General features: G+C 64.9%; 19 protein-coding genes and 1 pseudogene. 6 read left to right on the top strand and 14 right to left on the bottom strand.

The window, feature by feature from the left end; all coding sequences use genetic code 11:
- Positions 1–28: 28 nt before the first annotated feature.
- The 4 genes and pseudogenes from ACIBK5_RS33135 to ACIBK5_RS33120 all read left to right on the top strand — a co-directional run.
- Positions 29–862, top strand: coding sequence for an alpha/beta fold hydrolase (locus ACIBK5_RS33135; RefSeq protein WP_399025411.1), 834 nt, complete (start codon positions 29–31; stop codon positions 860–862).
- Between the two features lie 17 nt (positions 863–879).
- Complete coding sequence (locus ACIBK5_RS33130) at positions 880–1,365, top strand: MarR family transcriptional regulator (protein ID WP_399025410.1); 486 nt, start codon at positions 880–882, stop codon at positions 1,363–1,365.
- Between the two features lie 79 nt (positions 1,366–1,444).
- The gene (locus tag ACIBK5_RS33125) at positions 1,445–1,840 is read left to right on the top strand and encodes a VOC family protein (RefSeq protein WP_399025408.1); all 396 of its coding nucleotides are present in this window, start codon (positions 1,445–1,447) and stop codon (positions 1,838–1,840) included.
- Positions 1,841–1,945, top strand: a pseudogene (locus ACIBK5_RS33120) (IS5/IS1182 family transposase); the annotation flags it as partial. It abuts the gene before it with no gap.
- Positions 1,946–1,954: 9 nt separating this feature from the next.
- Here ACIBK5_RS33120 and ACIBK5_RS33115 read toward each other — a convergent pair.
- The 11 genes from ACIBK5_RS33115 to ACIBK5_RS33065 all read right to left on the bottom strand — a co-directional run bounded on the left by ACIBK5_RS33115 (position 1,955) and on the right by ACIBK5_RS33065 (position 9,289).
- Positions 1,955–2,482 carry a GNAT family N-acetyltransferase gene (locus ACIBK5_RS33115; protein ID WP_399025405.1) on the bottom strand — a complete coding sequence of 176 codons (528 nt, stop codon included), beginning with the start codon at positions 2,480–2,482 and terminating at the stop codon, positions 1,955–1,957.
- 302 nt (positions 2,483–2,784) lie between these two features.
- Positions 2,785–3,342, bottom strand: a complete 558-nt coding sequence (locus ACIBK5_RS33110) for a DUF5753 domain-containing protein (protein ID WP_399025403.1) — start codon at positions 3,340–3,342, stop codon at positions 2,785–2,787.
- A gap of 11 nt (positions 3,343–3,353) precedes the next feature.
- On the bottom strand, positions 3,354–4,196 hold the full coding sequence (locus tag ACIBK5_RS33105; protein WP_399025401.1) for a hypothetical protein: 843 nt from the start codon (positions 4,194–4,196) through the stop codon (positions 3,354–3,356).
- Positions 4,180–5,082: an aldo/keto reductase gene (locus ACIBK5_RS33100; protein WP_399025399.1), complete on the bottom strand. Its 903-nt coding sequence runs from the start codon at positions 5,080–5,082 to the stop codon at positions 4,180–4,182. The genes ACIBK5_RS33105 and ACIBK5_RS33100 overlap by 17 nt, the downstream gene beginning before the upstream one ends.
- Positions 5,079–6,272, bottom strand: coding sequence for a cupin domain-containing protein (locus tag ACIBK5_RS33095; protein WP_399025397.1), 1,194 nt, complete (start codon positions 6,270–6,272; stop codon positions 5,079–5,081). Before ACIBK5_RS33095 ends, ACIBK5_RS33100 begins: the two co-directional genes overlap by 4 nt.
- Positions 6,273–6,284: 12 nt before the next feature.
- Complete coding sequence (locus tag ACIBK5_RS33090; protein WP_399025395.1) at positions 6,285–6,416, bottom strand: hypothetical protein; 132 nt, start codon at positions 6,414–6,416, stop codon at positions 6,285–6,287.
- A gap of 96 nt (positions 6,417–6,512) precedes the next feature.
- Complete coding sequence (locus ACIBK5_RS33085; RefSeq protein ID WP_399025393.1) at positions 6,513–7,358, bottom strand: helix-turn-helix domain-containing protein; 846 nt, start codon at positions 7,356–7,358, stop codon at positions 6,513–6,515.
- 15 nt (positions 7,359–7,373) lie between these two features.
- Positions 7,374–7,844: a DUF6879 family protein gene (locus ACIBK5_RS33080; RefSeq protein WP_399025629.1), complete on the bottom strand. Its 471-nt coding sequence runs from the start codon at positions 7,842–7,844 to the stop codon at positions 7,374–7,376.
- 43 nt (positions 7,845–7,887) lie between these two features.
- Positions 7,888–8,115, bottom strand: coding sequence for a hypothetical protein (locus ACIBK5_RS33075; protein WP_399025391.1), 228 nt, complete (start codon positions 8,113–8,115; stop codon positions 7,888–7,890).
- A gap of 90 nt (positions 8,116–8,205) precedes the next feature.
- Complete coding sequence (locus tag ACIBK5_RS33070) at positions 8,206–8,442, bottom strand: DUF397 domain-containing protein (RefSeq protein ID WP_399025389.1); 237 nt, start codon at positions 8,440–8,442, stop codon at positions 8,206–8,208.
- 1 nt (position 8,443) lies between these two features.
- The gene (locus ACIBK5_RS33065; protein WP_399025388.1) at positions 8,444–9,289 is read right to left on the bottom strand and encodes a helix-turn-helix domain-containing protein; all 846 of its coding nucleotides are present in this window, start codon (positions 9,287–9,289) and stop codon (positions 8,444–8,446) included.
- Between the two features lie 217 nt (positions 9,290–9,506).
- Between ACIBK5_RS33065 and ACIBK5_RS33060 the strand changes: the two genes are divergently transcribed.
- The gene (locus tag ACIBK5_RS33060; protein ID WP_399025386.1) at positions 9,507–10,139 is read left to right on the top strand and encodes an ATP-binding protein; all 633 of its coding nucleotides are present in this window, start codon (positions 9,507–9,509) and stop codon (positions 10,137–10,139) included.
- Between the two features lie 56 nt (positions 10,140–10,195).
- On the opposite strand, the gene ACIBK5_RS33055 is transcribed toward ACIBK5_RS33060, so the two are convergent.
- Entirely contained in the window at positions 10,196–10,660 is a 465-nt protein-coding gene (locus ACIBK5_RS33055) for a very short patch repair endonuclease (protein ID WP_399025385.1), read from the bottom strand.
- 82 nt (positions 10,661–10,742) lie between these two features.
- Between ACIBK5_RS33055 and ACIBK5_RS33050 the strand changes: the two genes are divergently transcribed.
- Complete coding sequence (locus ACIBK5_RS33050; RefSeq protein ID WP_399025382.1) at positions 10,743–12,005, top strand: DNA cytosine methyltransferase; 1,263 nt, start codon at positions 10,743–10,745, stop codon at positions 12,003–12,005.
- A 30-nt stretch (positions 12,006–12,035) separates the two neighbouring features.
- Here ACIBK5_RS33050 and ACIBK5_RS33045 read toward each other — a convergent pair whose 3' ends face one another.
- Together ACIBK5_RS33045 and ACIBK5_RS33040 are read right to left on the bottom strand one after the other, a co-directional pair.
- Positions 12,036–12,899 (bottom strand): NgoMIV family type II restriction endonuclease, encoded by an 864-nt coding sequence (locus ACIBK5_RS33045; protein WP_399025380.1) that lies wholly within the window; start codon positions 12,897–12,899, stop codon positions 12,036–12,038.
- Between the two features lie 13 nt (positions 12,900–12,912).
- Positions 12,913–13,710 carry an HNH endonuclease gene (locus ACIBK5_RS33040; RefSeq protein ID WP_399025378.1) on the bottom strand — a complete coding sequence of 266 codons (798 nt, stop codon included), beginning with the start codon at positions 13,708–13,710 and terminating at the stop codon, positions 12,913–12,915.
- Positions 13,711–13,785: the final 75 nt, after the last annotated feature.

Below are 13,785 nucleotides of genomic sequence, written 5' to 3'. Positions count from 1 at the left end.
CGACCACCGCCGCCCAAGGAGGGCCAGTTTGCAGACCCCCCACCCGAAGAGTGTCCGCACCACCTCCACGACCCTCACCACCCCGGACGGCACCCGCATCGCCCACCACGACCACCGCCCCGAGCGGGAGTCCGCCACCCCCTTCCTCCTCCTGCACGGCCTGGCCGGCCACCAGGGCGAGTGGGACGCGGTCGCAGCCCGGCTCCTGTCCGACGGCCACCGCGTGGTGACGTACGACGCCCGAGGCCACGGCGCCAGCACCCGCACCCCACTGACGACGACCCGCGAGGCCCACGTCCAGGACGCGGTGACCCTGATCGAGGAACTGGCCCTGGCCCCCGTAACCCTGCTGGGCCAGTCCCTCGGCGGCCACACGGCGATGCTGCTGGCCGCCTCCCACCCCCACCTGGTCAAGTCCCTGATCCTGGTCGAAGCGGGCCCGGCGGGCCCCACCCCGGAACTCCCCGCACAGATCGCGACCTGGCTGGACAACTGGCCGACACCCTTCGAGTCGTTGGAGGCTGCGGAGACCTTCCTGGGCCATGAGGCCTGGACGAGAACCCTGGAGCAACGAGAAGACGGCTGGCACCCCACCTTCGACCGGGCCACGCTCATCTCGTCGGTCGCCGAACTGGCCACCACCGCCTACTGGCCCCAGTGGTCACAGATCACCTGCCCGACCCTCCTCGTCCAGGGCGAACACGGCACCATGCGCCCCGACGAACCGGCCACGATGCTCACCCACCGCCCGGCCACCCACCTCACCCGCATCCCCGACGCGTCCCACGACGTCCACCTGGACCAGCCGGCCCGCCTCTACGAGGCGATCAGCACCTTCCTCCTTGACCTCAACTTCGCTTGAGGTCCTACGTTCACCGCATGACCACGCAGACGGAGAACCTCAAGCAGTACTCCCAGGAAGAACTGGCCGCCCAGCCGATCGGCGCCTGGACCGGCGAGGCCTACCGCAGGGTCGTAGGGTCCATACGAGCCCAACTCGCGGTCGAGAACCTCACCCAGCCCCACTGGTGGACCCTCAACCACGCGTCCGGCGCCCCCGGCAGATGGACCCGCCCCACCCTGACCGCCCGCCTCACCCCCTACGACGACCAGGCCACCGACTTCGACCAGGTCTACGACGACCTGACCACCCGAGGCTGGCTCACGGAGGACACAACGGGCGGCATGTCCCTCACGGAGACCGGCGAGGCGGCCCGCCTCCGCGCCCACGAACGCAACCTCCAAGTCCACCACACCACCCACGAGGGCATCCACCCGGCCGACTTCATCACCACGATCAACGTCCTGCGGCGCATGGTCGCCAACCTGGGCGGCAACGGGAACCTGCCCGACGACGGAAAATAGTTCGACAGGACGCGGTCTCCCCTCCATCCTGCGACGCAGCGCCGTGCGCCGCACTCAACACACCTGAGGGAGAAGCCCGTTGACCCCGTCGAACCCCACCATCCGCCACATCACCTTCGACTGCACATGCGAGCCGTACGAACTGGCCCGCTTCTGGAGCGAGTTCCTCGGCCACCCCATCTCCGACATCGACAAGCCCGGCGACGACGAGGTCTTGGTCGAGCTTCCGAACTACACCCCCGGCCTGCTCTTCGTAAGAGTCCCGGAAGGCAAGACGTCCAAGAACCGCATCCACTTCGACCTGGGCCCCACGGGCCGCACCCGCTCCGAGGAGGTCGAACGCGCCGTATCCCTCGGCGCCCGCATCGTGACGGACCGCACGCTCCCGAACGGCAGGGGCTGGGTGGTCATGGCGGACCCGGAGGGGAATGAGTTCTGCATCGAACGGGGCGAGCTGGACAAGGTGGAGGACTGACGTCGGTTCCGCATCCGTTACAGAAGACGTGCTGACCTTCATCAGGGCCTGCGCGAACTGGCCTGCAGCCTCATATGCGTCCGCCGCCTGCGGACCTGGCTCTGAAACGATCAGTTAGTCGCCCAGGATCCGCTCCCACAGCAGCCCGTCCCGCCAGCGTCCGTCGAGAAAGATCGAGGAGTGAGCGACGCCGTACGGGCTGAACGCGTTGCGGCGCAGCACTCGCTGCGACGGCAGATTCTCCAGGCTGGTGGATGCCTCGGCGCGGTGCAACCCGAGTTCGTCCGCCATCACCCGGAGTACGAGCCCGACGGCGCGCCTGGCGTGCCCTTGATTCTGGGCGCCGCTGGTGATCCAGTATCCGACGGAGCCGCGGCGAAGGTGCGGCTGCGGCAGGATGCCTCCGACGGTGACCTGCCCGATCACCTGGTCGTCGGCGAGGACCACGCCCGGCCAGACCACACCGGCCTGGTATCCCGCCAGCAGCCTCTCGATCCGCTCCGCCTGACCCTCCGGAGTGAAGAAGTCGGCTGGCTGGGCCGGTTCCCACGGTCGAAAAGCCTCGATGTCCCGCATCCGGTGTGCGGCGATCAGGGCGGCATCGGTGGGCTCTATCAGACGGATCCTGGTGCTGTCGTGCATGGGCTGATCCTCGTCGCGGCGCGTCGAATTGGCCACCCGGCGCCACCCAGCTGACAGCGCCGACACCCACGGTCGACCTCCGCCACCCGGCCACGGCCCCGCACCCCCACCCCGTTCCCCGCCGCCCTCTCTCCGGGCCGCCCGGCCATCAAAATCCCCGCGGTGGAGGGGCGAGAGTCAAGAGTGAAGCGAAGCGCAATCGGCGCCAGCCGACGCCCGAAGGGCGCTCTTGACACTCGCCCCGGAACCGCCAACCTCGGGAGAACCGGGCGGCCGTGAGTACTTTGCAGCCAACGTGACGATTACAGGCCCGCCACCCAATCGCCGAGCAGCTCCCTTGCCGCATCGTCCACACAAGCATGCTCGGCAAAGTAGTCGAACAACTGGCCGTAGTGCTGAACGCCCGCCGCATCGCGCAATACCACCCGACCAGTGAAGACTTCCAACGTCGTCATGGTCGCGTCGTAGACGGTGAAGGTGTTGAACGGGACTTCGGAAACCCGAACCGACAGTGGAAGAACCCGGAGAGCCACATTCGGACGGTGCGAGAGGGCTACGAGATGCTCGATCTGCCGTGCCATGACGGCGGTATCGCACAACTGCCACCGAATCGCCGACTCCGTGAGCAGGAACTCGAATCGCTTGTCGAGGTCGTCGAGTACGGCCTGCCGCTCCAACTTCTGTGCGATTACGTACTCGTTGACCCCCACGGCGGACACCGACGTCCGGGTCATGACCTGTCGCATGTACTCGGGCGTTTGGATCAGGCCGGTGGGAATCGCTGGGAGAAAGTACCGCAGCCGCCTCGCGCTGCTTTCGTGAGCTGCTAGGTCATGCTGGACATCGACCGCGCTGCCCACGGGGTCAAACGTCATATCGAATCGACCAACAACTCGCCAGCCCGTTGCCGAAGTGGGCCCGCGAGCTCCAAGTTGTCGCCCCGGCTATTGGTCTGAAGCAACTGCGTGATGACCACCAACTCGGCGAAGCGTCCGGTCGGCGTGTCGAGCACATGGTCCAGATGTCCTCGTACCTGCGCACTGACGCTGGGGACTAGGAGACTGTACGTGTGCAGCATGGCTGCATCGAAACCCGCCGGTGCGATGCCCCACCCCTCCCAGTCCAGCATGGTGAGTGTGGGACAGGTCAGGTTCGCCCAGTGCAGGTCGCCGTGGGCGGTCGACCAGGCGGGGACGGTCGTGTCGATCTCTTGCCCCAGGAACTGGGGCATGGCCCGGTCGAGGTAGGCCTGGCGAACCGCCACCCGATCTGTTGGTACGGCGGACACCGTGTCCAGAGCGGTTCGCAGGCTTGTCCACCAGGCACCGGACAGGTCAGGGCGGTGGCGCAGAATCGGACCGTCCGTGGTGACCGTCGGCTCGGACACGAGGTCGTAGAGCTCCGCCAGGTAGCTGTCGGAGCTCTCGGTCCAGGTCAGGCGCTGACGGAGACGCGGCCGGGGCACAGCGGTCGGCATGCAGCTCTCCGCGGTCCTCGGCCCGTCCCAAAGTTTGTCGCTGCTCCTGTCCGCGTGGGCGTGGACCAAGCGCAGCCAGGCAGGGCCGTCTGAGGCCTCAACGCGACCGCTCAACGTACGTCCCTGCCAGCCCCACGACTTCGGAGCCGCGGCCATGGTCACATTCAGCTGATCGCCCGCTTCGGCGAAGGCCGGCAGCATCCGCTGGGAGACTTCGCGCTCAGGTTCCGAGAACATCCACGACCCTTCTCAGCCGGTCCGGTGACATCGCGGGGTGTTGTTCGACAGCGGTCACGGCTTGGGCCCAGTGTTGCGGGTTGTCCGTCGACAGCAGAACCCGGCCAACCCCGGGAGCGGAGGCCACGACCGCCAGACCAGCGCTCGAGGGACTGCTCCCGGGACGGATCAGCTCGGCCAGTTCCGGCGTGACCATCTCCGGGACCGTGCCGCCGTGTAGTGGGGCTGAGGCCAGCACGTCGAGTCCTGCTGCTGCCGCGTCGGCGAGTACGCCGGCCCCGTCCAAGGCGTGGGCGATGGGTGCGAGATTGACGATCGACAGCGGGAGTTGAACAGCCCGAAAGTGGTGTCCGCGGCCACCTGCCTTGACGGCCAGCTCCAGCAGCAGCGGCACCGTGAACAAACCGTCGGAGAAGCCGCTCCAGGTGGCGATGCCGTAGGCGCCGATCCGACCTTCCTGCGCGGCCTGCTCCAGCGCTCCGAAGGCCTCGTACAGACGCTGGATCTTCAGATCGGCGGACATGCTGCCGTGTTCTGGGTTGTGCAAGAAAACCGTCTGGGGTTCCCGGCCGAGAACGCGTTGGCTGCGACCGACCTGCCAAGCGATGAAACGAGGTGACAGGCAGTAGCTGTCCTGGGCCTCGGAGGCGGTGACCACGCCTGCCCTGAGCGCGCGGTCGCATGTGACAGCGGTCAGGAAGCCGACCTTGGTCGACACCTTTACGCGAGGCGTGCCAGGGACGACCAGGGCCAGCTGCTGTTCCGCCTGGCCTTCGGCGTAGTTCGGGGCTGTGTCGATCCAGTCGGCGCCCGCACGGACGGCCATCGCGGCTGCCCCTGCGACATCGCGGCACCGATAGGTGCCCAGCCCCAGCCGGGCGGTCACTCCGCACCCCTCTTGATTCCTGCGACCTGGCCGTTGACCAGCTCGGATACGACGAGGGCCGTCTCGGCCACTGTGAGGCTGCCTGACTCAGCCAGCGTGCTGAGCTTCTGGGGGAAGCCCGATTCCAGGAGCTCCAGCAGCGGACGCACACGCCGCGCGAAGGTCCACTCCTCACCGCCCGCTGTCAGCCGGACATCGCCCTCGGGCGTTGTATCGAGTGCCGGTCGCGTGACCAACAGCTGGACCCACAGCTGCGGGTCCGAGGGTACGGCTCTGACGTACGGCAGCGACGGGGCCAGCCGTGCCTGTTCGGTGGCATCACGAGCGGCCAGAAACCGGGGGAGGAGGTCAGGGGACGTCAGCTCGGACATGACGAGCTTGGCCAGGTGCTCAGTGAAGGCGGCTTGGTCGGTGGTGCTGCCGAACCGGGGCACGTCGGAGCGCACCAGTTCATGGGTCCGAAGGCTGTCCGACAGCCAGGCGATGACGTCGGCACCTGTCGTGGTCTGGAGCCCGCAGGTGAGGTGGAGCGACGCTTGTCCCGACGAAGCGGCCACGGCGTGCCACCAGCCCCGAGGCAGGTAGAGCACGTCGCCGGCATCCAGAACCAACTCGGCTACGGGATCGGCCGGGGGGCTATCCGGCGCCTGGACGTCCCGGTGCATCGGGGCAACCCGGGTCGGACCATAGAGCCGCCAGCACTTGGACCCGTCCAACTGGATCACAACGACATCGTGGTCATCCCAGTGGATGCCGAATCCCTCGGTGCTTGTCCAAGACGCGTACAAGTTGATCTGTACCGCTGTGCGTAGCCAGCGCTCCAGATCCATCGCGAGCTGGGCAGCGCCTGGGTGGAGTTCGTCTACGGCGTCCAATACGAGGGTGGCGCCTTCCGCGAGCTGCTGATGCAGGTCGGCAGGCTGCAGACGCTGCCAGGCCGTCCGTCGGCGGGTGACGGTCGGACGGCTGTACGTGTGTGTGGCGAGTGGTTGACCGTCCTTCGCAAGGCGCAGGCGAGGTGCATCCAGTCGGTGGTGCGTAAGGATGGCGTTGACGTCGTCCCAGGTGAGCAGTGAAGCGGCGCGGTGGGAAGATCCCCGGCTGACGTGATATCGCTGGCCGAACGTCTGGGCGAGGAAGTCGTCCCCGCCCAGACATTGGGCCACCGAGAAGGTCATCTCAGTGGTCATGGGCGTGGTCTGTCAGTCGTTGGTGTCGCTGACACCGGTCGATCCGCCGTCGGACGGCTGCTCGGACCGGGCCCTGGCGGCCATCACCTTGCTGCGGGCGACGAGCAGGCCGTCGCTGGACTGAGTTGACTGCTCCTGAACCATGGCGGACTCCCTGTGAGGAAATACGAGGGCAACTGGGAATCACGCTACGAACGGGACAGAACCTGCCTCTACGAATGTGCGCGAACTTGCGCGCAGTCACTCAAGAGAGTCGATCGCCGCTGTGATCAGGGACCGTGCCGCAGCACCGTAGACGGCCAGCTCTGCCAACTCGGCGAAGGTCTGCGCGTACATGGCAATCTCAGTGGGTTGAGTGATGGTCAGGTGTGCGGAGACGAGCTCCACGTTGACCTGCGCGTCGTCGTACATCGTGAATGCCTCGACGGGCCAGCCCGTCCCACGCGGCACACCCGTCGGAATGATGCCCAGCGACACCGACGGCAGCGAAGCCATGGCGATCAGATGGCCCAATTGGCCGGCCACGACTTCGGCATCGCCGATGACGGTCCGCAGCACCCACTCCTCGACCAGCACCGCGAACCGGTGATCACCGGTGTGAAGCACCCGCTGTCGCTCCATGCGCACGGCCACAGCTGCGTCGATGTCGTCTGGTACGTCACGCAAGGCGGTGATCGTCCTCAGTACGGCCTCGGTGTAAGCGGGGGTCTGGAGGAGGCCGGGCACGACCCAGGACTGGTACATGCGAAACCGTCGGGTGCGCTGGAACAGCGGGGCGACCGACTCCTGCACCTGCTTCAGTCCGGCACGCTCCATGCGGCGCCACTCGACGTACATCCCCTCCACGGCACGCGCAGTGGCGAGGAGATCCGCTGTCTGCTCCTGAGCTCGGCAGTGCAGTGTCCATGCCCGAATGTCCGCGTCCGAAGGTGGTGTTCGTCCGTGCTCGATGCGAGAGCACTTGGACTCATGCCAGCCCGCGAGGCCCGCCAGCGCCCGTGCGGTGAGACCCGAGTCCTTCCGGATCTCACGCAGGCGCCGGCCGAGCGCTCGCCTGGCCTCGGCAACACTGGACGATGAGGGCAACGGATGAAATCTCCGTCAGGTCTGGCGGTGGGGCGGCTGGTATTGCTCATGCGGTGTGCCCCGCTCCCACACTGCCTCGAACGCGGAGCCGCACAGCTTCACGGTTGCCGGGTCATCCGTGCACGTCTCGTCCTCAGGCGCGAGCTCACCGTCTCCGCCGAAGTGGTGAAACACGACGACGCTGCCGTCCAGCAGCCAGAAGTCATTGCCGGGCAGAGCGACGTCCGATGCCCGGCGCCGCGGCAGCCAACGGACCTGCTCGCCCGCTGCGACATTGGCGGCGGTCACATGGTGCTCGAACTCGATGTAGTCGCTCACGGGCTCGGAGACGATGCGGGCACGGCGAATTTCGATGCCCCTGCCCACCAGCTCGGACGTCAGGGCGAGCCAGGGCCGCAGGACCGGGTCGTTGTCCTCGGGTGCGTTGCGAACGCCCCGCTGCCATGCGACGAACCGGGGATCGGAGCGCATATAGCCATCGCGCATCTCCAAATGCACAGCCGAGCTCCGGCAGCTCCGCAACCGTTGCTCAAGCGTCGGTGCCGCCCCCACCGCTCACCTCCGGGAAGAACTGCATCATGCGCCTAGGGAACTCGATCACCGTCTCATGCCCGGGGATGTCCATCTGAGCCAGCCGTTCAGCGTCGGTGATCTTCCAACCCTGGAGGATGTAGTTGCCGGTCTGGTCATCCAGGTACACAGTGGGCGACTTCCCGTCGGGACTCTCCGGGTCCTGACCCAGCTTGATGAGTGCCATGTCTGCTCCTCTCGGACTGCCGTGTGTCCGATCTTTCGCCCAAGGACGAGCTGCGGCCAGGAACTTGCGTGAACTTGCGCGCAGAACCGCTTACCGGGAGCCGCCGGAGTCCCCAGGCAGACTCAGGCTGCCGTGGCAGATCGCATCCACGAAGCGACGCCATGCATGGGCGCCAGTTCGCGCGACGGGCCCATCCGGTCGCTTGGAGTCGCGTATGAGCGTGCCATGGGGGCTGTATGCGCACTCCAAGCACTCGGTGGTGTTGCCGCCGCTGTATGACGACTTGAACCACCTGAGCTCGGGGGCGATCTGCGGGCCAAGGGACATTTCAGAGCTCCTTGCGGGCGCGATGGATCAGGGTGGAGGAAGCCTCCATGTCCAACGCTTGTGCGCGCAGGTACTCGAACGCAAGTCTGTATCGGTACAGTTCCGCTTCCTTCTCCAGGAAGAGCGAGCCCGTGTGGAAGTCGACGTACACCACATCAAGGGCCGGTTCAGGACCGCCGATGATGACGAAGCTCCCGAGCGCTGCGGCGTGCGCGCCCTTGGAGAACGGCAGCACCTGGAGTGTGACATGAGGGGACTCGTTGGCTTCGAGAAGCCGGTCGAGCTGCGCCTTCATAACCGACGGCGACCCCACGATGCGGCGGATCACCGACTCGTCGAGGATTGCCCACAGGTGCAACGGCTTGTGACGGGTCAGGATCTCCTGCCGCTTCATGCGGATGTCGACGAGGCGCTCGACCTCCGCCGGTTCCAAGGGCACCTCGTTGGCCTTCTGGAGCGCCGTGCTGTAGTCGCGCGTCTGCAGAAGCCCAGGGACATAGGCGCAGCAGAAGTGGTTCTCACGAACTGCTTCGTCCTCAAGGGTGAGCAGCAGGTTCATGCTCTCTGGGATGGAATCGGCGAAGGAGTTCCACCAGCCCTGCTCTCTGGCGTTCTTGGCGAGGTTGACAACTGCTCGCCGCTCGGCGTCAGTTGCTCCGTACTCACGACACAGCGCGTCGATGACGATCCACTTGACCGGTCCGGCCGTGGTCTCGTACCTGCTGACGGTCGCTTTCGAAACGCCGACCAAGTGCCCGGCTTCCTCAAGTGTCATTCCCGTGCGGGAGCGCAACTTGCGCATGGTGGCGCCCAGCTGGCGGCGTCGTGTCGTGCTCCGATCGGGCATGCGGCTCCTTCGCCATGTACCGGGCCGCAGCCCGGAGGACGCCATCAGGCTAGGTAGCGGTGAACCGGGCTCACCACTAGATTCACCCGATAGGTTCTCATGAGAAGTTACACAGTGAGATTTCTCTGTGCCATGCTCTTCTCAGTCGCTACGCAGCGCAGTCGTACAGATACGGCATGAACTCGGCGCCGCGTGGCCAAGGGAGGGAGAAGTGGTCATGTCCGGTTGCGAAGCCACGGAGCCTCACCCCCGCTGCGTTCTGCCCTTCGCGGCAGCGCCGGCGGAGGTGCGCCTTCTGAGGAGAGCAGTCGTTCGGCAGCTCACGCGCTGGGACGTGCTCATCGCCGCTGATGAAACCGAACTCCTCGTGACGGAGCTGGCCACCAATGTTGTGAAGCACGTTGGTGCAGGAGGGTCAGCAGCCCTAATCCTTGAGAGGAGGGGCGAGCGACTCCGCCTCGAAGTCCACGACCAGAGTCCCGTCCTGCCCGTCGTCAGGACCGCCACATGCGGTGATGAGTCCGGTCGTGGCCTGCGTCTGCTCGCGGCCACGGCTGTGGACTGGGGCACAGTGCTGACTGCGGCGGGCAAGGCGGTCTGGTGCGAGATTCCGCTTGCGGACGGGCATAAGTGCCGAAGAGTCGAGCGGGCTGTGCTGGCGCTCGAGAACTATGAGAGGGATGCGTGCGTGCTTGGCCTACACGGACGAGGGCGAGAGGTGAGCCTTGTGGAGTCGGCGGTCGAGTTGATCGCTGATCTGCTCCACTGGACCACTGCCCGCGGCCATGATCCCGACGACATCCTTGACCGCGCTCAAATGCATTATGAGGCTGTATCGGCAGCTGCCTGACAGAGCCATAGGGGGCGCTAGCAATAGCCCACGGCAAGGGGCCGCGGAGTCTGACTTCAGTTAGTTCGTGAACCCCGATTGTCGAGGGCTGCGGCGTCGAGAACAGCGATGATCCGTGCTGCCGCCACGTCTGGGTCCTCGTGCTCCCATACACGGACGACAGACCAGCCTGCCGCTGCGAGAGCTACGTCGGCGGCCCTGTCCCTGGCCACATTGCGCTCCAGCTTCGGCCCCCAGTAGCCACCATTTACACCGGGCTGCCGGCCATGCTCGGGGCAGCAGTGCCAGAAACAGCCGTCGACAAATACGGCTACTCGCGCGCGTGTAAAGGCAATATCCGGCCGCGGGCGCGCGCCCTCCAACTGCAGACGGTAATCAACGCGGTACCGCTTCCCTGCAGCGTGGAGCAACGACCGGATGGTCCGCTCGGGCTTGGTGTCCCGCCGCTTGATCGCCGCCATGTTGCGTGAGCGACCAGGCGTCGGCGGTGTCGGCGATGCTGGATCAGGGCTAGAGGTCATCGTGTCCACCGTAGCCCTAGTGTCAGACCCACAGTGTTTGATGGGTCAGGATGGTAGACCTGTGCAACACAGACATGGAGGTATGAGCGTGGCTGATCTGTCCGCCGTGGAGATCTGCGCGGGCGCTGGGGGCCAGTCGCTCGGCCTTGAGCTGGCAGGTTTCGATCACGCCGTCGCCGTCGAGCTCGACGAGAACGCCGTCAACACCCTTCGAGCGAACCGCGACTGGAAGGTGGTGCACGGTGACGTCGCCGACGAGGACCTCTGGAAACCAGGCAAATACGTAGATATTGACCTTCTTGCGGGAGGGGTGCCATGTCCTCCGTTCTCGATTGCCGGTAAGCAGCTCGGTGCAACCGATGAGCGTGATCTTTTCGCATGGGCCGTTGAACTGGCTGGCAAGATGAAGCCTCGGGCGCTCCTTCTTGAGAACGTGCGCGGCCTCTCAATGCCTCGCTTCTCTGCCTACCGTCAGCATGTGAAAGATCGTCTGAGAGACCTGGGCTACTGGTCCGACTGGAAACTCCTGCATGCAAATAACTACGGTGTCCCTCAGTTGCGACCGCGTTTCGTCCTCGTTGCCATGCGTCACGAATATGCCCAATGGTTCGAATGGCCTGAAGAAAAGCCCACCGCAGTAACCGTCGGAATGGCGCTGCAGGGCATGATGGCCGCTAAGGGCTGGCTGGGGGCCGAAGCTTGGGCGAAGAAAGCGAACGACATCGCCCCCACCATTGTGGGCGGTTCAAAGAAGCACGGTGGCGCGGACCTTGGGCCAACTCGCGCGAAAGCGGCCTGGCGCAACCTCGGCGTAGACGCAATGGGAGTTGCCGACTCGCCACCGGATGGATCGACTCCAGTGGATTTTCTGCCGAAGCTCACCACAGAGATGGTGGCTCGCATCCAAGGGTGGGGCGAGGAGCGGGACTACGAGTGGGAGTTCACCGGACGCAAGACGACCAGGTATCGCCAAATCGGCAACGCATTCCCGCCGCCCGTGGCGCGTGCGATTGGCACCGCCATCGCCAACGCGCTAAACCGGAAGGGTGAACCAAAGCAGCTGGCCGAAGTAGAGCACGAAGTCATGCACGACGGGCTCTACTTGGCCTTGAAGAATGCCTCAACTGCGTTGACAGAGAAAGAACTTGTGCGGCTCGCTGGTGAGAAGATGGATTCCTTGGCCTTCGAGCGTCGGATGGCCCTGCTAGCGCGGGACTTCGTGATCGACGAGGATGATCAGCTCGGAGGTCGTGCGTACCGGCTCACGGGCTTCAAGGGGTTCACAGGCCAGGAAGACCACGACAGGCACGCACGCTTCGCTGAGCTGCGTTCCCGTATCAGCTAGCCGCGTCGTGTCGGCCAGTGTGGCCTGCCGCTAAATCGCCAGATCGAGTGGCAGGTCACTGATGTCGCGCAGACGTTTACCGGTAACGAGGGTGTTGAGCATGCTGACTGCCTCGTCGTTATCCGTTTCGTGCACCGCTTTGATTAGCTCCGGCAGGGCGAAGTGATACACGGTATCGATATCACCTGTGCCAAGCGCTAGCGATGCCAGCCGAGAGGGCGAGGGTTCTCCGGTGACAACGGCGATGTGTGGAGTGCGTCCCTTCCGGTTCCGGATTACGTTAAGGGCCTCCGAGCGCGCATTTTGGGCGCGATCGCTGCGAAGTGTCCACTTGCATGAAACTATGGCGTGGACAATAGGGCGCTCCTGATTGACCGTCCTGATGACGGCGTATCGTCCAGACCCCGAGTCCACCAGATCAGAATCGCGATTGATGTTCTCGTCTGGTTCAGGCTTTCGGAGAATTAGAATGTCCGGGCTGATCTCGTAAGAATTCCCGAGTACCGAGGCGAGATTCCTGTCGTTTTCAATTGCATTCGCCAGGTCGGCTAGGTGTGTGTAGGGCTCGTACCTAGAAATCTGGTACTCGGCCCGGGAGCCGCCGACGTTCTCGATGCTCCAATCGCCTGGCCGGAGTGTCTGAAACAGGGGAAAGGTACCTGACAGGAACCCCTCGACAGCCTCTTCGAACTGCTTTCCAACTCGCTGCCCGGTGAGTTTCTTGGGAATAGTCCCTGCGGAGAGATCCTTTGCGATGCTTAGCCCGATGCTGACGCTAGTCTTCTGGCTACTGTCAGCATTTGAGGCCACGCCGTCAGGGGACAGGGAAAGGGTGTACTTCTCGATAAGGTCATCGTGGAAGTTCTTCCTGGCTGCCGTAAGTGCTGCTGTCACGTGAGGAGGACTCCTAACTCGAGCTGCCGGAGCTGGTCTGCAAGTAGGCGATGAGATCCTCCCTCTCCTTGTGTGAGAGGACCCGAGCTAGATCGTAGATACGGTCAAGCTCTGAACGAGTACGTTCTGCTCGATGCAGCCAACTGAGTAGCGTTTGCTTGTTTCCTCGGCTTAGGCGCCGGGCCTGTGCTAGTACCTCGTCGTATTGCCATGGATCGGGAATCTCGTCTCGAACTGGCTCGTTGCACCGCGCACACTCAGTACGCCAGTTGTCGATGTCGTCGGCCGCTCTCCGCGTCCTCAGGCGTTCCTGCGGCACTCGATGCCCGATGGTGAGCCGGGCCTTGCTGTCGGGCTCACCTGGGTACGATTCCCCGGCAGCAGCTCCGCAGACAACGCAGCGCCCGCCGTCGCGATCCATGACGTCGCGCCGTACACGCGCTGACGGCGCAAATCGCTTGTGAGCTTGACGGTCCGCGTCGAGCCAGTACCGAGCCCCCTTTGCCTGAAGCCGATACTCGTCCGTTCCCAGCGAGCCGTCATCCTTGTACGACGGGATGAGCCATCCCACCGAGCGCAGGGTGCGGAGACGGCGATTGAGGTGCTCGGACTTGCCGACGATGTCAGAGCCCAGCGCATCGCGGAGCTCGTTCATCGTGAATATGTCACCCATTTCCTTGTTGAACCAGAGCCAGGCCGCCAGGCGCCGTTCTTGACCAAACGGCCTGTTCCGGGTGCCTGGCTGGACTGTGAGCTCCCACCAAGGTGTTCCGTCTGGGGCTATCGGCCCGTCGCTTGCGTCGCCGTCCATGCTTCGGAGTATGGCCGGCCTGTTGGATCATCACCAAGGGGTTCAGGCTGGCGGCATTGGCGCGAATGCGGCGGA

The organism is Streptomyces sp. NPDC050546, from assembly GCF_044457425.1.
Taxonomy (GTDB): Bacteria; Actinomycetota; Actinomycetes; order Streptomycetales; family Streptomycetaceae; genus Streptomyces.
The sequence above is the reverse complement of the archived record's forward strand: the minus strand, read 5'-3'. Positions and strand labels throughout refer to the sequence as shown.